Source organism: Streptomyces sp. GB4-14, from assembly GCF_022696125.1.
Classification (GTDB): Bacteria; Actinomycetota; Actinomycetes; order Streptomycetales; family Streptomycetaceae; genus Streptomyces; species Streptomyces werraensis.
Map to the genome: position 1 here is coordinate 3,135,904 of NZ_RZHO01000002.1, position 17,924 is coordinate 3,153,827.

The 17,924-nt window shown below is 69.2% G+C and carries 17 protein-coding genes and 1 tRNA gene; 8 read left to right on the plus strand and 10 right to left on the minus strand.

Going from position 1 to position 17,924, the window contains the following annotated elements:
• Positions 1-132: 132 nt before the first annotated feature.
• A tRNA-Leu gene (locus tag ELQ39_RS15505) sits at positions 133-216 on the minus strand.
• 575 nt (positions 217-791) lie between these two features.
• Here ELQ39_RS15505 and ELQ39_RS15510 point away from each other — a divergent pair.
• The 6 genes from ELQ39_RS15510 to pknB all read left to right on the plus strand — a co-directional run bounded on the left by ELQ39_RS15510 (position 792) and on the right by pknB (position 8,910).
• Entirely contained in the window at positions 792-1,631 is an 840-nt protein-coding gene (locus tag ELQ39_RS15510) for an FhaA domain-containing protein (protein WP_242592271.1), read from the plus strand.
• Between the two features lie 10 nt (positions 1,632-1,641).
• Positions 1,642-2,148 (plus strand): FHA domain-containing protein FhaB/FipA, encoded by a 507-nt coding sequence (locus ELQ39_RS15515; RefSeq protein ID WP_190004372.1) that lies wholly within the window; start codon positions 1,642-1,644, stop codon positions 2,146-2,148.
• Between the two features lie 132 nt (positions 2,149-2,280).
• A complete protein-coding gene (locus ELQ39_RS15520) occupies positions 2,281-3,822 on the plus strand; it encodes a Stp1/IreP family PP2C-type Ser/Thr phosphatase (protein WP_225626686.1) in 1,542 nt (513 codons plus the stop codon).
• Positions 3,823-3,849: 27 nt separating this feature from the next.
• Positions 3,850-5,298, plus strand: a complete 1,449-nt coding sequence (locus tag ELQ39_RS15525; RefSeq protein WP_190004373.1) for an FtsW/RodA/SpoVE family cell cycle protein — start codon at positions 3,850-3,852, stop codon at positions 5,296-5,298.
• Positions 5,295-6,770, plus strand: coding sequence for a peptidoglycan D,D-transpeptidase FtsI family protein (locus ELQ39_RS15530; RefSeq protein WP_225626671.1), 1,476 nt, complete (start codon positions 5,295-5,297; stop codon positions 6,768-6,770). Before ELQ39_RS15525 ends, ELQ39_RS15530 begins: the two co-directional genes overlap by 4 nt.
• A gap of 169 nt (positions 6,771-6,939) precedes the next feature.
• Positions 6,940-8,910, plus strand: a complete 1,971-nt coding sequence (gene pknB / locus ELQ39_RS15535; protein ID WP_242592272.1) for a Stk1 family PASTA domain-containing Ser/Thr kinase — start codon at positions 6,940-6,942, stop codon at positions 8,908-8,910.
• An 84-nt stretch (positions 8,911-8,994) separates the two neighbouring features.
• Here the strand turns inward: pknB and ELQ39_RS15540 are convergent, their stop codons facing one another.
• The 5 genes from ELQ39_RS15540 to ELQ39_RS15560 form a co-directional block, all read right to left on the minus strand.
• Positions 8,995-9,753 (minus strand): class E sortase, encoded by a 759-nt coding sequence (locus tag ELQ39_RS15540; RefSeq protein WP_242592274.1) that lies wholly within the window; start codon positions 9,751-9,753, stop codon positions 8,995-8,997.
• A gap of 13 nt (positions 9,754-9,766) precedes the next feature.
• On the minus strand, positions 9,767-10,873 hold the full coding sequence (locus tag ELQ39_RS15545; RefSeq protein WP_242592276.1) for a class E sortase: 1,107 nt from the start codon (positions 10,871-10,873) through the stop codon (positions 9,767-9,769).
• The gene (locus tag ELQ39_RS15550; protein WP_242592278.1) at positions 10,870-11,508 is read right to left on the minus strand and encodes an aminodeoxychorismate/anthranilate synthase component II; all 639 of its coding nucleotides are present in this window, start codon (positions 11,506-11,508) and stop codon (positions 10,870-10,872) included. Before ELQ39_RS15550 ends, ELQ39_RS15545 begins: the two co-directional genes overlap by 4 nt.
• On the minus strand, positions 11,505-11,666 hold the full coding sequence (locus tag ELQ39_RS15555; protein ID WP_156700673.1) for a hypothetical protein: 162 nt from the start codon (positions 11,664-11,666) through the stop codon (positions 11,505-11,507). The genes ELQ39_RS15550 and ELQ39_RS15555 overlap by 4 nt, the downstream gene beginning before the upstream one ends.
• Positions 11,667-11,876: 210 nt before the next feature.
• Positions 11,877-12,659, minus strand: coding sequence for a DUF881 domain-containing protein (locus ELQ39_RS15560; protein ID WP_190004379.1), 783 nt, complete (start codon positions 12,657-12,659; stop codon positions 11,877-11,879).
• A 140-nt stretch (positions 12,660-12,799) separates the two neighbouring features.
• Between ELQ39_RS15560 and crgA the strand changes: the two genes are divergently transcribed.
• Positions 12,800-13,054, plus strand: coding sequence for a cell division protein CrgA (gene crgA / locus ELQ39_RS15565; RefSeq protein ID WP_006134093.1), 255 nt, complete (start codon positions 12,800-12,802; stop codon positions 13,052-13,054).
• A gap of 301 nt (positions 13,055-13,355) precedes the next feature.
• Here the strand turns inward: crgA and ELQ39_RS15570 are convergent, their stop codons facing one another.
• Positions 13,356-14,243, minus strand: a complete 888-nt coding sequence (locus tag ELQ39_RS15570) for a rhomboid family intramembrane serine protease (RefSeq protein ID WP_225641943.1) — start codon at positions 14,241-14,243, stop codon at positions 13,356-13,358.
• 103 nt (positions 14,244-14,346) lie between these two features.
• Positions 14,347-14,874 (minus strand): peptidylprolyl isomerase, encoded by a 528-nt coding sequence (locus ELQ39_RS15575; RefSeq protein WP_190004381.1) that lies wholly within the window; start codon positions 14,872-14,874, stop codon positions 14,347-14,349.
• Positions 14,875-15,212: 338 nt separating this feature from the next.
• On the opposite strand from ELQ39_RS15575, the gene ELQ39_RS15580 reads away from it, so the two are divergent.
• On the plus strand, positions 15,213-15,932 hold the full coding sequence (locus ELQ39_RS15580) for a DUF5324 family protein (protein ID WP_225626665.1): 720 nt from the start codon (positions 15,213-15,215) through the stop codon (positions 15,930-15,932).
• A 342-nt stretch (positions 15,933-16,274) separates the two neighbouring features.
• On the opposite strand, the gene ELQ39_RS15585 is transcribed toward ELQ39_RS15580, so the two are convergent.
• The gene (locus tag ELQ39_RS15585; RefSeq protein ID WP_242592280.1) at positions 16,275-17,582 is read right to left on the minus strand and encodes a tyrosine-type recombinase/integrase; all 1,308 of its coding nucleotides are present in this window, start codon (positions 17,580-17,582) and stop codon (positions 16,275-16,277) included.
• The gene (locus ELQ39_RS15590; RefSeq protein ID WP_242592282.1) at positions 17,572-17,805 is read right to left on the minus strand and encodes a hypothetical protein; all 234 of its coding nucleotides are present in this window, start codon (positions 17,803-17,805) and stop codon (positions 17,572-17,574) included. Before ELQ39_RS15590 ends, ELQ39_RS15585 begins: the two co-directional genes overlap by 11 nt.
• Positions 17,806-17,924: the final 119 nt, after the last annotated feature.

The following is a 17,924-nucleotide window of genomic DNA, read 5'->3' on the forward strand; positions in this document are numbered from 1 at the left end:
GGAGTTCACCCCTCTTGCCGCCCCTGCGCACGCAATTGGATCATGAGATGTTCCTCACACGCCCACCCGCCGCACAGTGATCCGGACATGCGAAACGGGCGGCATCCGATGGATGCCGCCCGTTCGACGGTGTGCGCGAGGGGGGAGTTGAACCCCCACGCCCTTTCGGGCACTGGAACCTGAATCCAGCGCGTCTGCCTATTCCGCCACCCGCGCATTGGGTGTGTCTTCCGGTCCTTGCCCCGTGGGGCCTGGCGCCTTCCGACATCGAGAACATTAGCACGCTGGCCGGGGTGGATTCACATCCCTTGTTCGGGGACCGCCTCCGACCGGCGACGACGCCGCCACCGCCCCCACAGGGCCTCCCGTCCACACCCGCCCGGGCCCCGGCCTGCCCTCCTCGCTCCCCCCGGGTGAGCCCGCCGCCGTCCACAGAGACGACCCGCACCCGTGTTCATGTCGCGGCCATGACCGCCTCACGTATCAACCTCGTACCGGAGGAGCCCGTCTCCCCAGAAGGCGGACGGAGTCCACCGCCGGGTGCGGGACACTGGTCTGTGGCCCCCTCTACGATCCATGGCAGAACGACGGGCACCACCACGGCCGGCGGAGTTCGAAGAGGAGCCTGGGAGGGAACTTCGTCAGGCGTCGACACCCGGCGGCCGGGCGGACAGGGGGAACCAGCCGATCGGGCGGCGCGTGGATACGATCAGTAAGCAGTACCAGGTAAGCGGTGCACACAACGGTGCACGGGGCAGTACACAGGACGGCAGCGACGGAGGAGGTGCCCCATGGGAGTCCTGAAGAAATTCGAGCAGCGTCTCGAAGGTCTGGTCAACGGCACCTTCGCCAAGGTGTTCAAGTCCGAGGTCCAGCCCGTGGAGATCGCCGGCGCGCTCCAGCGGGAGTGCGACAACAACGCCACCATCTGGAACCGCGACCGGACCGTCGTGCCCAACGACTTCATCGTGGAACTGAGCACACCGGACTTCGAGCGGCTGAGCCCGTACTCCGGGCAGCTCGGCGACGAGCTCGCGGGCATGGTCCGCGACTACGCCAAGCAGCAGCGCTACACGTTCATGGGTCCGATCAAGGTGCATCTGGAGAAGGCCGAGGACCTCGACACCGGCCTGTACCGGGTGCGCAGCCGCACGCTCGCCTCCTCCGCCAGCCAGGCGGCGGCCCCCGGCGCGGCCGCCCCGGCCCCGCCCGCCGGCCGTCCCGGCGGCTACGGCTACCCGCCGGCCGCCGCCGCGGGCGTCCCGCCCATGCCCGCCGCGCCGCCTCCCGGCCGTCCCGGCGGCTACGGCTACCCGCCGGCCGCGGCCCCCGGCCCGGTGCCCGGCGGACGCACCCGCTACTGGATCGAGATCAACGGCACCCGCCACCAGATCTCCCGCCCCACCCTGGTGATGGGCCGCAGTACCGAGGCCGACGTGCGGATCGACGACCCCGGCGTCTCCCGCCGGCACTGCGAGATCCGGACCGGAACGCCCTCGACGATCCAGGACCTCGGCTCCACCAACGGCATCGTGGTGGACGGGCAGCACACCACCCGCGCTACGCTCCGCGACGGCTCGCGGATCGTCGTGGGCAGCACCACCGTTATCTATAGGCAAGCCGAAGGGTGAAGCGGGGGCAATGTCAGAGCTGACCCTCACGGTCATGCGGCTGGGTTTCCTGGCCGTTCTGTGGCTGTTCGTGATCGTGGCCGTGCAGGTCATCCGGAGTGACCTGTTCGGCACTCGCGTCACCCAGCGCGGATCCCGGCGCGAGGCCGGCCGGCAGCAGGCGGCCCGTCAGGCGCCGCCCCAGCAGCGCCAGCAGTCCTCCGGCGGCCGCCGCGGCCGCAACACCCCCACCAAGCTGGTCGTGACCGAGGGCACCCTGACCGGTACCACCGTCGCGCTCCAGGGCCAGACCATCACCCTGGGCCGGGCGCACGACAGCACGATCGTGCTGGACGACGACTACGCCTCCAGCCGCCATGCCAGGATCTACCCGGACCGCGACGGTCAGTGGATCGTCGAGGACCTGGGCTCCACCAACGGCACCTACCTGGACCGGACCCGGCTGACGACCCCCACACCGATTTCGCTGGGCGCACCGATCCGCATCGGCAAGACCGTCATCGAGCTGCGGAAGTAGTACGAGAATGAGCGAGCGGAGCGAGCACGCAGTGGGGGTCCTCACCCAGGGTCCCGGCGCGCTCCCGACCGGAGGGTGGGCAGTGTGGCTCGACACGACCGGCTGTACCCGGAGCCGACGGGCGAGGTGCGCATGAGTCTGTCCCTGCGCTTCGCCGCCGGATCGCACAAGGGCATGATCCGGGAGGGCAACGAGGACTCCGGTTACGCCGGTCCCCGCCTGCTCGCCATCGCCGACGGCATGGGCGGCGCCGCGGCCGGAGAGGTCGCCTCCTCCGAGGCGATCTCCACCATCGTCGCCCTCGACGACGACGTGCCCGGCTCCGACCTGCTCACCTCCCTCGGCACGGCCGTCCAGCGGGCCAACGACCAGCTCCGCATGATGGTCGAGGAGGACCCTCAGCTCGAGGGCATGGGCACCACCCTGACCGCGCTGCTGTGGACCGGCCAGCGCCTGGGCATGGTGCACGTCGGCGACTCCCGTGCCTACCTCCTGCGGGACGGCGTCCTCACCCAGATCACGCAGGACCACACCTGGGTGCAGCGTCTGGTGGACGAGGGCCGGATCACCGAGGAGGAGGCCACCACCCACCCGCAGCGGTCCCTGCTGATGCGGGCCCTGGGCAGCGGCGAGCACGTCGAACCCGACCTCTCCATCCGCGAGGTCCGGGCCGGCGACCGCTACCTGATCTGCTCCGACGGCCTGTCCGGCGTGGTCTCCCACCAGACCCTCGAGGAGGCCCTGGCCAGCTACCAGGGCCCCGAGGAGACGGTCCAGAACCTGATCGAGCTGGCGCTGCGCGGCGGCGGGCCCGACAACATCACCGTGATCGTCGCGGACGTGCTCGACCTGGACACCGGGGACACCCTGGCCGGGCAGCTGTCCGACACCCCGGTCGTGGTCGGCGCCGTCGCGGAGAACCAGAACCAGCTGCACGACAACGGCATCATGCAGACGCCCGCGGGCCGTGCCTCCGGCCTCGGGCGGCGGCGCGGCGGGGGCGGCGAGTTCGGCCCGCCCGGCAGCGGCGACGTCACCGGTTTCATCCAGACCGACGGCTTCGGCTACGGCGACGACGACTTCGTCAAGCCCGCCAGGAACCGCCGGTGGATCAAGAGGTCCGTGTACAGCCTGCTCACGCTGGCCGTCATCGGCGCCGGCCTGTACGGCGGATGGCGCTGGACGCAGACGCAGTACTACGTCGGCGCCAAGGGCGAGCACGTCGCGCTGTACCGGGGCATCAACCAGGACCTGGCCTGGGTGTCCCTCTCGAAGGTCGAGAAGGACCACCCCGAGATCGAACTCAAGTACCTGCCGCCCTACCAGCGCAAGCAGGTCGAGGCGACCATCGTCGAGGGCGATCTCTACGGCGCGCGGGAGAAGATCGAGGAACTGGCCGTCCAGGCCTCCGCGTGCAAGAAGCAGGCCGAGCGGCGCGCCGCCGACACCGAGAAGAACGCGCGCACCGGCGAGGGCGAGGCCGGAGGCACCACGGGAACCACCCCCGCCTCCTTCGCGTCCAAGGCATCGCCGTCACCGAACCCTTCCGGCTCGGCGAAGGCCCCTGACCCGGAGCAGTCCACGCCCCCGTCCACGACCGCACCCACTACCAGCCCCGGCCCCAGCCTCTCGGAGGAAGAGCAGAAGGTCGTCTCGCTGTGCGGTAAGCAGTAGGCAAGCCGTGAGAGGCCCTGTCACACGATGAGCAGTACTTCCAACCCGTCGACGCAGCACACGTCCACGATCGGTGCCATCGGCGCGCCCAGCCGCCGCAACACCGAGCTGGCGCTGCTCGTGTTCGCCGTCGTCATCCCGGTCTTCGCCTACGCCAACGTGGGTCTCGCCCTCGACGACCAGGTGCCCGCCGGGCTGCTGAGCTACGGCCTGGGCCTCGGTCTGATGGCGGGCCTCGGCCACCTCGCCGTACGCAAGTTCGCGCCGTACGCGGACCCGCTGCTGCTGCCGCTCGCCACGCTGCTCAACGGCCTGGGACTCGTCGCCATCTGGCGTCTGGACCAGTCCGAGCGCCTCCAGGCGAGCCGGACCTTCGTGGAGGCGGCGCCACGCCAGCTGATGTACTCGGCGATCGGCGTGGCCTTCTTCGTGGCCGTGCTGTTCTTCCTCAAGGACCACCGCGTCCTGCAGCGCTACACCTACATCTCGATGGCCGGCGCGCTGGTGCTGCTGCTCCTTCCGCTGGTCCCGGGCATCGGCCACAACGTCTTCGGCGCGAGGATCTGGATCAAGATCCCCGGCCTCGGCACCCTCCAGCCCGGTGAGTTCGCCAAGATCGTCCTGGCGGTGTTCTTCGCGGGATACCTGATGGTCAAGCGGGACGCGCTGGCCCTGGCCAGCCGCCGCTTCATGGGCCTGTACCTGCCGCGCGGCCGTGACCTCGGCCCGATCATCGTGGTCTGGATCATCTCCATCCTGATCCTGGTCTTCGAGACCGACCTCGGTACCTCGCTGCTGTTCTTCGGCATGTTCGTGATCATGCTGTACGTCGCCACCGAGCGGACCAGCTGGATCGTGTTCGGTCTGCTGATGTCCGCGGCCGGCGCCGTCGGCGTCGCGAGCTTCGAGCCGCACATCCAGACGCGTGTGCAGGCCTGGCTGGACCCGATGCGCGAGTTCGAGCTGAGCCGCGCCGGCGTCCAGGACGGCATCGTCCACTCCGAGCAGGCCATGCAGGCGCTGTGGGCCTTCGGCTCCGGCGGCACGCTCGGCTCCGGCTGGGGCCAGGGCCACTCCGACCTCATCGGCTTCGCCGCCAACTCCGACTTCATCCTCGCCACCTTCGGCGAGGAGCTGGGCCTGGCCGGCGTCATGGCGCTGCTGCTGCTCTACGCGCTGATCGTGGAGCGGGGCGTGCGCACCGCGCTCGCCGCCCGTGACCCGTTCGGCAAGCTGCTCGCCATCGGCCTCTCCGGCGCCTTCGCGCTCCAGGTCTTCGTGGTGGCCGGCGGCGTCATGGGCCTCATCCCGCTGACCGGTATGACGATGCCCTTCCTGGCCTACGGAGGTTCCTCCGTGATCGCCAACTGGGCGCTGATCGGCATCCTGCTCAGGATCAGCGACACCGCCCGCCGTCCGGCGCCCGCACCCGTCTCCAACCCCGACGCCGAGATGACCCAGGTGGTCCGCCCGTGAACAAGCCCCTGCGCCGGGTCGCCATCTTCTGCGGCCTGCTCATGCTCGCCCTGCTCGTCCGGAACAACTGGATCCAGTACGCCCAGGCCGACAAGCTCCGGACGGACGAGAAGAACCGCCGGGTGGCGATCGAGCGGTACGCCACCCCGCGCGGCGACATCATCGTCGACGGCGAGCCCATCACCGGCCACAAGGCCACCGGCGGCGACTTCGCCTACAAGCGGACGTACAAGAACGGCGCCATGTGGGCGCCGGTTACCGGCTACGTCTCCCAGGCCTTCGGCGCCAACCAGCTGGAGTCCATCGAGGACGGCATCCTCACCGGCAACGACGACCGGCTCTTCTTCCGCAACACCCTCGACATGCTGACCGGCAAGAAGAAGCAAGGCGGCAACGTCGTCACCACGCTCAGCGGCGCCGCCCAGAAGGCCGCCTACAACGGCCTGAAGAAGCAGGGCGGCAAGGGTTCCGTCGTCGCCCTGGAGCCGTCCACCGGCAAGATCCTCGCGCTCGCCTCGTACCCGTCGTACGACCCGTCCACGATCGCGGGCAACAGCCTGGAGACGGACGCCAAGGCGTGGGAGAAGCTGCAGAAGAAGAACAACCCGGACGACCCGATGCTGAACCGGGCGCTCCGTGAGGTGTACCCGCCCGGCTCGACCTTCAAGGTCGTCACGGCGGCCGCCGCGCTGGAGCACGGCATGGTCGAGGACGCGGACCAGAAGACCGACACCCCGCTGCCCTACATCATGAAGGGCACCACGACCGAGCTGAAGAACGACGGCGACCTGCCCTGCAAGGACGCCAGCCTCCGCGAGGCGCTCCGTGTGTCGTGCAACACCGTGTTCGGCAAGCTCGGCACCGACCTCGGCAACGACAAGATGCTGGAGACGGCCAAGAAGTTCGGCTTCGGCCAGGAGCACTTCACGCCGGTCCGCACCAGCGCCTCCCTGTTCGACAAGGACATGGAGCCGTCGCAGGTCGCGCTGTCCTCCATCGGCCAGTACAACACCGCGGCGACCCCGTTGCAGATGGCCATGGTCGCCGCCGCCGTCGCCAACAACGGCACACTGATGAAGCCGTACATGGTCGACGAGCTGCAGACGCCGAGCCTGGACACCGTCGAGAAGACGGACCCGGAGAAGCTGAGCGAGCCGCTCTCGCCGGAGAACGCCCAGATCCTCCAGTCGATGATGGAGACCGTCGTCAACGACGGCACCGGCGGCAACGCCAAGATCGACGGCGTCACGGTCGGCGGCAAGACCGGTACCGCCCAGCACGGCGAGAACAACAGCAAGAACCCGTACGCGTGGTTCATCTCCTACGCCAAGACCGGCGACGGCAGCGCGCCGGTCGCCGTGGCGGTCGTCATCGAGGACGAGAACGCGGTGCGAGGTGACATCTCCGGCGGCGGCCTCGCCGCCCCGATCGCCAAGAGCGTGATGGAGGCGGTCCTCAAGAGCAAGCAGTGACCCCGGTCACGTCCGCTTCACATCGGTGCACGTTGCGGTACCGGTCCTGTATCGGCTGACGCACTTTGCCAGGGCACAGAAAAAGAGCCGGGTACGGTAGGCCCGGAACGCAGCCTCCGATCGCACAAGGGTGCCGGTCGGGACCGACGGAGAGGGCTGGTAGGTAGCTATGGAAGAGCCGCGTCGCCTCGGCGGCCGGTACGAACTGGGCCAGGTGCTCGGTCGCGGTGGAATGGCGGAGGTCTACCTCGCGCACGACACCCGTCTCGGCCGCACCGTGGCAGTGAAGACGCTGCGCGCCGATCTTGCGCGTGACCCGTCCTTCCAGGCCCGGTTCCGCCGGGAGGCCCAGTCGGCCGCCTCGCTCAACCATCCCGCGATCGTCGCGGTCTACGACACGGGCGAGGACTACATCGACGGGGTCTCCATCCCGTACATCGTCATGGAGTACGTCGACGGCTCCACGCTCCGTGAGCTGCTGCACAGCGGTCGCAAGCTCCTGCCGGAGCGGACGCTGGAGATGACCATCGGCATCCTCCAGGCGCTCGAGTACTCCCACCGGGCCGGCATCGTCCACCGCGACATCAAGCCCGCCAACGTCATGCTGACGCGCAACGGCCAGGTCAAGGTCATGGACTTCGGCATCGCCCGCGCCATGGGCGACTCCGGCATGACGATGACCCAGACCGCCGCCGTCATCGGCACCGCCCAGTACCTCTCCCCGGAGCAGGCCAAGGGCGAGCAGGTCGACGCGCGGTCCGACCTGTACTCCACGGGCTGCCTGCTGTACGAACTGCTCACCGTGCGGCCGCCGTTCGTCGGCGACTCCCCCGTCGCGGTCGCGTACCAGCATGTGCGGGAGGAGCCGCAGCCGCCGAGCGTCTTCGACCCCGAGATCACGCCCGAGATGGACGCGATCGTACTGAAGGCGCTGGTCAAGGACCCCGACTACCGCTACCAGTCGGCCGACGAGATGCGCGCCGACATCGAGGCCTGCCTCGACGGCCAGCCGGTCGCGGCGACGGCCGCCATGGGCGCCGTCGGCTACGGCGGCTACCCGGACGACCAGCCGACGACGGCGCTGCGCGCGGACGCCGGCCCGGGCGCGGGCGCCACCTCGATGCTGCCGCCCATGAACCCGGACGACGGGGGCTACGGCTACGACGAGCGTCAGAGCCGGCGCCGCCCGCAGAAGAACAACACCAGCACGATATTGCTGGTCGTGGCCGGTGTTCTGGTCCTGATCGGCGCCATCCTGATCGGCCGGTGGGCGATCAGCGGCGACAGCGTGGACAACAGCACTGTCGCGACCCCCAACTTCGTCGGTGTGACCAAGGCGGACGCCCAGAAACTCGCCACCAACAGCGAGTTGGAGCTGAGCTTCACGGAGAAGCCCTGCGAGAACCAAGCCAGGGGCAATATCTGTGATCAGGACCCTAAGCCCGGGACCAGGGTGGACAAGGGGGACACCATCAGTCTCGATGTATCCACCGGTGCGCCCAAGGTCGCGGTGCCGAGCGTGATCGGCGACAAGCTCGAGGACGCCAAGGCCGAACTCGAGGGCGAGAAGTACGGGTTCGTCGTCGAGGTCGAGGAAGAGATCAGCGGCGAGGAACCGGGGACGGTCATCGAGCAGAACCCGGACCTCGGTGAAGAGGTGGAGAAGGGCACCACCGTCACCCTCACGGTCGCGAAGGCCGAGGAGAAGGTCACGATCCCGGACGTGGTCACCAAGAGCTGTGAAGAGGCCACGGCCCAGATGACGGCGAACGCTCTCACCGGCACCTGCGTCGAAGAGGAGACCGACGACCCGAACCTGGTCGGCAAGGTCATCCGCACCTCGCCCTCGGCGAACACCCAGGTCTCCAAGAACACCCAGGTCCAGATCTTCATCGGTAAGGCGAAGGCACCCGAGAAGGTCGCCGTGCCCAAGGTCAACGGCCAGCGGCTCGAGGACGCCCAGCGCATGCTCCAGGAGGCGGGCCTCTCCGTCGCCGGCGTGACCGGGCCCAACGACCCCAACGCCCGTGTGATCGGCTCCAACCCGGGCCAGGACAACCCGGTGGACAAGGGCACCGGAGTGACCCTCTTCACGGTCGGCGGCGGCGGCGGTGGCGGAGACGGCGGCTTCTTCGACTGACCCGCGGGTCCCGTACGACAGGAGCCCCGGCCCCCTCTTCGGAGGGGGCCGGGGCTCCTTGCTGTCCCGTGGAAAGGAAGGCGCTCAGCGCAGTTCCTCCGGCGGAGTCCTGTTCTCGTCCACCTTCTCCTTGCGCACCAACTCGCCCCAGACGACGTAGCGGTACTTGCTGGTGTAGATCGGTGTGCAGGTCGTCAGCGTGATGTAGTGGCCGGCCTTCTCGCGGCCAGACTCCTCGGGGACCTTGCCGAGGACGCCGACGTTGTACTTCGAGGTCTCGGGGAGGATGCCGTAGACCTTGTAGACGAACCACGTGTCCCTCGTCTCGAAGACGATAGGATCACCCTTCTTGATCTTGTGGATGCCGTGGAACTTGGCGCCGTGGCCGTCCCGGTGCGCGGCGAGGGAGAAGTTGCCCTTCTTTCCGGACGTCGGCAGCGTCGCCTTCACGGGGTCCGTGTAGTAGCCGGCGACGCCGTCGTTGAGGACCTTCATCGACGTGCCCTTCTCCACGAGGATGTCGTCGTCGCTCATCGTGGGCACGTGCAGGAAGCCGATGCCGTTCTTGCTGTCGTAGACGGCGGGCGCGTCGCGTCCGGCGCCTTCCGGCTCCTGGGCCCAGGAGTCGCGGACCTTGTCCGCCTGCCGGTCCGCGGCGCGGTCCGCGACGACGTTCGTCCACCACAGCGAGTAGACGACGAACAGGCCGAGCACCACGCCCGCGGTGATGAGCATCTCCCCGAAGAAGCTGATCACCATGGCCACCGGCCCCAGACGGCGGCGCCCCCGGGGAGGCGGGGACGCGTGCGTGTGCTGTGCGGTGTCGTCGGCGGTCGCTGCCACGTTTCCTCTGCCCTTAACTGACGAGCGCATCCGGCTTGCCCTTGCTGCGCGGCCGTTCCTCGACCATCTGACCCCAGACGATCAAGCGGTACTTGCTGGTGAACTCAGGTGTGCACGTGGTCAGCGTGATGTAGCGGCCCGGTCCGGTGAAGCCCGAGCCCTTGGGCACCGGGTCGAGGACGCTGACGTTGCTCGGCGGCGTCACCGGCAGCATCGACGCCGTCTTGTAGACGAAGTACTTGTCCTGCGTCTCCACGACGATCGGATCGCCCGGCTGCAGCCGGTTGATGTACCGGAACGGCTCCCCGTGCGTGTTGCGGTGCCCCGCAAGACCGAAGTTGCCGGTCTTGTCGTACGGCATCGCCGTCTTCAGCGCGCCCTCCGCGTAATGGCCGACCATGCCCCGGTCGAGCACCTTCTTGCTGCTGATGCCCTCGGCGATCGGCACGACCACGTCCAGCTTCGGTATGTGCAGCAGCGCGAAGCCCTGCCCGGGCTCGAACGCGCCGGGCCTGCGCTCGCCGTTCGCCCAGTCCTGCTGGAGGTCGCTGGCCTCCTTGCCGGCCTGCGCCTGCGCACGCACGTTCGTCCACCACAGCTGGTACGTCACGAACAGCAGCATCAGCACGCCGGTGGTGATGAACACCTCACCGATGGCGCGGCTCGCCACGACCGCCGGACCGGGCTTGCGCGCCCGTGCCTGGCGGCGTGCCTCCACCCGGGACAGCGGAGCCCCTGTCGCCCCCTCAGAGGCGTTGCCGGCTGCTCTTCCGGCCGTTGACCCGTCCCCGGCCTTGTGGGAGCCTCCACGGCGTCCGTGGCGCTTCCTGGCGGCCTTCCTGCGGGCCGCCCGGCCCCCGGCCGGCGGGGCCTCCTCGCGCGTCGTCCGCGGAGGCGGGTCCGGGATGCGCAGCGCGACGGTCTCCTCGTCGATCGCCGGGAGCTGCGCGGTGGCGTCCTCGGCACCGCCCGTGCGGGGGTCGGGCGTCGCCGCCCGGCCGTACCAGCCGTCCCCGTACGCACCCTGGACCCCGTACGGCTGCCCGCCGTACGAGGTGCCCTGGTCGCCGGCGCCGTATCCGTGGGCGCCGGACTCGCGCTCGGGGCGCAGCGCCGTCACGCCGAGGACCTGCCCACCACCGGGGCGAGCCCCGCCGATCTCGCCACAGCCTCCGTGTCGCCGCACTCCGCAAGCCAGTTGGCCAGCATCCGGTGGCCGTGCTCGGTCAGCACCGACTCGGGGTGGAACTGCACCCCCTCGACCGGGAGTTCACGGTGCCTCAGCCCCATCACGATGCCGTCCGCGGTGCGGGCCGTGACCTCCAGCTCGGCGGGCACGGTGGCCGGCTCGGCGGCCAGCGAGTGGTACCGGGTGGCGGTGAACGGGGAGGGCAGACCGGCGAAGACGCCCTTGCCCTCGTGCGTCACCGGGGAGGTCTTGCCGTGCAGCAGCTCGGGGGCGCGGTCGACGACACCGCCGTACGCCACCTGCATCGACTGCATGCCCAGGCAGACGCCGAAGACCGGCACCCCGTTCGCGGCGCAGTGCCGCACCATGTCCACGCAGACCCCGGCCTCTTCGGGGGTCCCGGGGCCGGGGGACAGCAGCACGCCGTCGAAACCGTCCTGGGCGTGCGACGTGGCCACCTCGTCGTTGCGCAGGACCTCGCACTCGGCGCCCAGCTGGTACAGGTACTGGACGAGGTTGAAGACGAAGCTGTCGTAGTTGTCGACGACGAGAATGCGCGCGCTCACTGGTTGTCCACCGTCACATCGTTGAAGGGCAGCAGCGGCTCCGCCCACGGGAAGACGTACTGGAAGAGGACGTAGACCACGACGGTGATCAGCACGAGTGAGATGAGTGCCCTCACCCATCCGTTGCCCGGCAGATGCCGCCAGATCCAGCTGTACATGCCGTCCCTTCCGTCGTACCACGGCACCAGACCCACGCCGTACGCCACCAGACTAACGGCGCAACGCCCTCTGTTTCCCGGCCTCCACAGGCTGTGTGACAAGCTGACCGGTCCGCTGTGCGCACCCCTCAGTACGTGCCGCGGGGCCGATCGCCTCGATACCGCGCGCATGTTCCACGTGAAACCGGCCGGGCAGGGGGACGGCGGGTGTCAGTCCACGGGTTCGGCGTAGTGCAGGTCCACCGTGCCGGAGTAGCCGGGCAGGGTGGTGGTCCCCTCGTCCTCGACCTCCCAGCCGAGGCCGTAGACGTTGACGTAGACCATGTAGTTCTGGATCGCCGGCGAGGCGGCGAGCGCCTTCTTCAGCTTCTCCGGGTCCCCGACCGCGGTGATCGTGTACGGCGGGGAGTAGACGCGGCCCTGGAGGATCAGGGTGTTGCCCACGCAGCGGACGGCGCTGGTGGAGATCAGCCGCTGGTCCATGACCTGGATGCCCTCGGCGCCGCCCTGCCACATGGCGTTCACCACGGCCTGGAGGTCCTGCTGGTGGATGACCAGGTAGTCCGGCTGCGGCTCGGGATAGCCGGGGAGCTTGGCCGTGGCGTCCGGCGGCGCGTCGTTCAGTGTGACGGTGATCGCCTCACCCTTGAGCTTCTGCGTCCCGGCACGCTTCTCCAGGTCGGCGAGTCTGGCGTCCTCGGCCTCGGTGCTGCCGTCGTCCCGCTCGGCCAGGGCCTCTATGTCCTCGCGCAACGCGCCGTTGGATTCGTCGAGCTCGGCGTTCTTGCGGCTGCGCTCGTGGATCAGATCGGACAGCTTCAGCAGGGAGGCGTCCGTGCGGATGTTGGTGCCCTTGGCCGTGTCGAAGCTGACGAAGAAGAGCAGGCCCGCGAGGGCGAAGATGCCCGCGGTGAGCACCCGCACCGGACGCAGACGGCGTGGGCGCGCCGCGGGACTGGATTCCGTCCCCCGGGAGTCGGCAGAATTGCTCAACGTACCCTTATCTCCTTCGGCGCCGTAGAAGCACTACGCTAACGGACGCCCGGGGGAGCACTCAGAGTCCCCTTGTACGCTGCCCCGAGCCCGACCCAGACCCTGCGCGGCCACGCAGCGCATCGACAGGAGAGACCCTCGTGCCGAAGTCACGTATCCGCAAGAAGGCCGACTACACGCCGCCGCCGGCCAAGCAGACGGCCGCGATCAAGCTGACCAACCGCGCCTGGGTCGCGCCGGTGATGCTGGCGCTGTTCCTCATCGGCCTGGCCTGGATCGTCGTCTTCTACGTCACGGACGGCTCCCTGCCCATCGACAAGCTGGGCAACTGGAACATCGTGGTGGGCTTCGGCTTCATCGCCGCCGGGTTCGGCGTCTCCACGCAGTGGAAGTAGCGCCGGACCGGGCTTTGCGCACGGCTCCGGCCGGCCGCTGAGCCTGCCCTGCCCGGAGGGGTCCACAGCTCTGGGCAGGGTTATCCCCTGAGTTATCCACAGCCCTTGTCCACATGTGGATAGAGGACCCGATCTGTGGATAACCCTCTTCGAGGTTGACGCCGGTGTGACAGAAACACCACCAACCGAAAGCCTGTTCGTATAGGCCCTGAGCTGCGGAAACAGCGGTCAGTGACCGAACACGGCACATGTCTCGCACGATGTGCACAAGATCCGGCACCCTCTGTGGACAAACTCCGGCTCAGGTGAGCTGCGCGGTCCTCACCAGGGTGAGCAGCACGACCACGCCCAGCACCAGCGCACAGGTGCCGTACTGCACCAGCGCCCGCCGCTCGCGCGGAGCGTGCACCATCGCGTAGCCGATGACGACACCGGCGACCAGACCGCCGATGTGGGCCTGCCAGGCGATGCCGGCCCAGCTGAAGGTGATGACGAGGTTGATCGCCAGCAGAGCGATGATCGGCCGCATGTCGTAGCGGAGGCGGCGCATCAGCACGGCCGTCGCGCCGAACAGCCCGAAGACCGCACCCGACGCGCCGAGCGAGGGCGTACTCCCCCCGGCCAGCAGATACGTCAGGGCGCTGCCCGCAAGACCGGAGATCAGATACAGCGCGAGGTAGCGTGCCCGGCCCAGATGCTGCTCCAGCGGTCCGCCCAGCAGCCAGAGACTGAACATGTTGAAGCCGATGTGCCAGATTTCCTCGTGCGTGAACATCGAGGTCACCAGGCGGTACCACTCACCGTCCGCCACGCCCTGGGTGGGCGTGAACGGCGCCGGCGGCCAGGCGCCCACGAGGTAGAGATCGGACAGCAGTGACTTCTCGATCGTCACGGCGAGGAAGACCGCGACGTTGATCCCGATGAGGATCTTGGTCACCAGCCGGGGGTCCGCGGCGACGGTCCCCCCGGCCAGGGTGCGGGGCAGGGAGGCGGACGGCGCGTGCCCCGTGCCCCCACCGCCGCGGACGCACTCCGGGCACTGGAAACCGACCGAGGCCTCGACCATGCACTCCGGGCAGATCGGCCGCTCGCACCGGGTGCAGCGGACGCCGGTCTCGCGGTCCGGGTGGCGATAACAGCCGGGGACGCGCTGGGCGTCCTGCCGGCCGCCGGCGGCCTGGTCTTCCATGAGATCCCCTAGGTCGTTGGAAAAGCCCCGCCCCGCCCATCCTTACGGATGAGCGGGGCGATTGGTTCCCTTGGAGGCTTTCGCGCCCCGGGGAGCGAGGGGCTCAGCCCTCGTGGATCTCGACCGACTCGATGACCACGTCCTTCAGCGGACGGTCGGTGCGCGGGTTGGTCTGCGTCGAGGCGATGGTGTCGACGACCTTCTGGCTGGCGGCGTCGGTGACCTCGCCGAAGATCGTGTGCTTTCGGTTCAGCCAGGCCGTGGGGGAGACCGTGATGAAGAACTGCGAGCCGTTGGTGCCCGGACCCGCATTGGCCATTGCCAGCAGGTAGGGCTTGTCGAAGCGCAGGTCCGGGTGGAACTCGTCCCCGAACTGGTAGCCGGGGCCGCCGGTGCCGTTGCCCAGCGGGTCACCGCCCTGGATCATGAAGCCGCTGATCACCCGGTGGAAGACCGTGCCGTCGTAGAGCTTGTCCGTGGTCTTCTGCCCGGTCTGGGGGTGGGTCCACTCCCGCTCGCCCTTGGCGAGCTCGACGAAGTTCTTGACCGTCTGCGGCGCGTGGTCCGGGAAGAGCTGGACCTGGATGTCGCCGTGATTGGTCTTCAGGGTGGCGTAGAGCTGCGTAGCCACGATGTGCCTTCCGTTGTCTTTCCGTGACTCCCTGATCCTCGCACGGACCGGCCGCGCAGTCGCCCGGCCTCGGTGGAGAGGGGCTGTCCGGGGCCGTACCGCTTGCGGAAATCGTCACGGGTCCTTCCGCGCCGGGGGCACATCGTGCCGATCCGTGGCATCGTCGGCGGCAAACACCCGTTGCACCGTATTCGCCCCCCTTGCCCTGGATACCGCCGACGGTCACCGAGGACGGCACCCGTTCGCCCGTCCACGCATGCCGCATGCCGACCCGGCAGGCATGATCCGGAAAAGGGTGGAAAGTCGAAATACCGTACGCCACCGAGGAGGAGGAACTCGTGACCCGCATCGACAGCGTGCGCGCCGCGACCGGTTCGGCGAAGGAGAGCGTGCTGCACGCCGCGGAAGTGGTGGCGCCTTACGCCGACACGGCCAAGGTCAGGGCCGCGCACTACGCACAGGAGGCCCGCGTACGGCTCGCGCCCAAGGTGACGCAGGCCGCGGAGCAGGCACGCGTGGCCGCCGAACAGGCGCGCGTGCAGTACGACGCCCGTGTGCAGCCCTATCTGGAACAGGCCCGGACCCACGTGCCGCCGAAGGTCGACAAGGCCGCCCACCAGGCCGCCGTCCGCACGCGCCTCGCCGCGCGCCAGGCCGCGGAGTACTCCCGGCCGGTGCTCGAGCAGGCGGTGGCCGCCGCCGGACCCGCACGGGAGGAGGCCGCGGCAAGGAGCGCGGCCGCACTCGCCGCCCTGCGGGGCCAGGTCACGGCCCAGCAGATCCAGAAGCTCGTGCGCAAGCGGCAGCGGCGGGCCGCGGCCGGCCGTGCGGCCAAGGTCGTGCTGATCCTGGGCGCCGTGGCAGGAGGCGCCTATGCCGCCTGGAAGTGGTGGGACAAGCAGGCCAACCCCGACTGGCTGGTGGAACCGCCGGCTGCGACGGACGTGTCCGGCTCGACCACCCTGACCTCCGTGGACGGCAGCGACGTGGGGACCCTGGACCCCGAGGTCGCGGCCAAGGAGGCCGAGGAAGAGGCCGTCAAGCGCGACGAGGAGTGACCGCAGAAGCTGGCGGTCACCACGAGGAACGGCGCGAACGACGCGGCGGGACAGAGGAGTTGGCCCTCTGTCCCGCCGCGTCGTTTCACGTGAAACAAGACCCCTCACACCGCGTTTCCGCAGGTGGAGGGGTCTTCTCTGTGGAGCCTAGGGGAGTCGAACCCCTGACATCTGCCATGCAAAGACACGTAGCCGCCCCCGTGAGGGAGAGTGTGTCTCAGTGGGCCCCGGTGTGCGCAGGTCAACGCGGTGACGCACCGACCAGAGTGTGCGTCAGTGAGATTCGGTGAGCGTCAGTGCGGGGGTTTCGTGGACTCCGTGTGGACTCCGGGCCCTCGCCGGTCATGAGACGGACCGCAGGTGGCGGGGCGCTCCCCCACCTTCCAGCGCCTGCCGCAGCCGGTCCGCAGCACCCTCGCTGCCGTGCGTGTAGAGCCACGTAACGCGCCCGCCACGCTCCTGACCAAGCATGAGCTGCACGTCCTTCTCACTGACCCCTGCCGCGTGCAGACGCGACGCGAGGGCGTGCCGGTAGTCGTGGAAGCGCGGCCAGTACTCCTCACGGCCCGTCTCCGGGCTCTTGATGAGCCGCGCCAATCCCACTTCCTTGATCGCCGGAATCCAGATCCGGCGCCGGAAGTTGTTGCCGCGCAGCACGCCCGCGCGCTCCACCCGCTCACCGCGCAGCGGGCGGATCTCCCCGGCCTGCGGCCCGCGGAACACCAGCTCCTCGGGGCACAGCCCGTCGTCGACGTCGGTCACCGCGCGGGACGCCGGCAGGCGCTCGAGCATGAGCCTTGCGGCTTCCACTGCGTTCGCGGTGAGCGGCACCGTGCGGTACCCCGCGACGGTCTTCGGCATGCTCTGGCGGACGACCTTGCCGCGGTCGTCCACGATGATGTGCCGGACGTCGGCGGCAGCGCCCTCGAGGTCGAGGTAGCAGGCGCGCAGGCCCACGATCTCACCCCACCGCATGCCCGTCTCGTGGGCGAAGTCCACGACGGGCCGGTACCAGTCGGGGATCGCCTCGCGGATCTCCGCATACTGGGCCTCGGTCGGCGGGCGCAGTTCGTCCGGGTGCCGGGCCGGCGCCTTCGCGGTGACGGTGACGGTGTCGAGCGGGTTCTTCGCGATCCGCTCGTCCACGACGGCGGCCCGCATCATCGCGCGGAACAGCTCGCGCACCTTGACCTGTGTGGCGTGGCCCTTGACCTCTGTCCGCATCCACGCCTGCACCTCGGCGGCCCGGATCGAGGAGAGCTTGCGCCGGCCCCACTTCGGCTCGATGTGGGCCGTCCACAGGGACAGCTTCCGGTTACGGGTGGTGGGCCGCTCGGGTTCGTGGCCGGGCCACCACTCGGCCCACCAGGCGGCAAGGGTGATCTCGCCGCGCTTGGGGTCGAGGTAGGTTCCGGACCGTACGGCTTCCCGGACTCGGTCGAGGAAGGCGTCAGCGTCCTTCTTCCGCTCGAAGTTCTTCGCCTTCTGCGCGCCGTCGGCGTCCCGGTACCGGGCCTGCCAGCTGCCGAGGCAGTCGCGGCGGCGGGTGCGCTCGCCGTACTCCTCGGGCGGGTACTTCTCGATGCACTTCGGGCAGCCGCAGCTCTTGGCCCGCAGCTGCCGGGGGTTGTTCGAGGCTCTACGCCCCATGTCGCACCACCTGCTCGCTCATCTTCTGCTGGGGTATGAGGGGGAGGACGCCGACGTCGACGGGCTCCCCGCACCAGCAGACTGCACCGAACGCAGGCTGGTCGACGACCAGTCCCCGCAGGATGGCGCGGACGACGGTCATGGCGTCCGCGTAGGTGGCGGTGTTGGGGATGCTGATCGTGCGGGCGTCGGCGTCAAAGGCCGGAAGCGCACTGGAGGACACGAACCTGACGGAAACACACATGCACACCCCCGCTATCGCAGGTGATCAGGGACCTGCGACCGATGGGGGAGGACATCGGTCACGGGGATGACCGTACCGCCGAGCGGGCGAATTTTCGA

Excerpts from the sequence above, each read along its gene's own strand:
- ELQ39_RS15510 (WP_242592271.1), top strand. The coding sequence starts at position 792 with ATGGGAGTCCTGAAGAAATTCGAGCAGCGTCTCGAAGGTCTGGTCAAC.
- ELQ39_RS15515 (WP_190004372.1), top strand. The coding sequence starts at position 1,642 with ATGTCAGAGCTGACCCTCACGGTCATGCGGCTGGGTTTCCTGGCCGTT.
- ELQ39_RS15520 (WP_225626686.1), top strand. The coding sequence starts at position 2,281 with ATGAGTCTGTCCCTGCGCTTCGCCGCCGGATCGCACAAGGGCATGATC.
- ELQ39_RS15525 (WP_190004373.1), top strand. The coding sequence starts at position 3,850 with ATGAGCAGTACTTCCAACCCGTCGACGCAGCACACGTCCACGATCGGT.
- pknB (WP_242592272.1), top strand. The coding sequence starts at position 6,940 with ATGGAAGAGCCGCGTCGCCTCGGCGGCCGGTACGAACTGGGCCAGGTG.
- ELQ39_RS15555 (WP_156700673.1), bottom strand. The coding sequence starts at position 11,666 with ATGTACAGCTGGATCTGGCGGCATCTGCCGGGCAACGGATGGGTGAGG.
- ELQ39_RS15570 (WP_225641943.1), bottom strand. The coding sequence starts at position 14,243 with ATGGAAGACCAGGCCGCCGGCGGCCGGCAGGACGCCCAGCGCGTCCCC.
- ELQ39_RS15585 (WP_242592280.1), bottom strand. The coding sequence starts at position 17,582 with ATGGGGCGTAGAGCCTCGAACAACCCCCGGCAGCTGCGGGCCAAGAGC.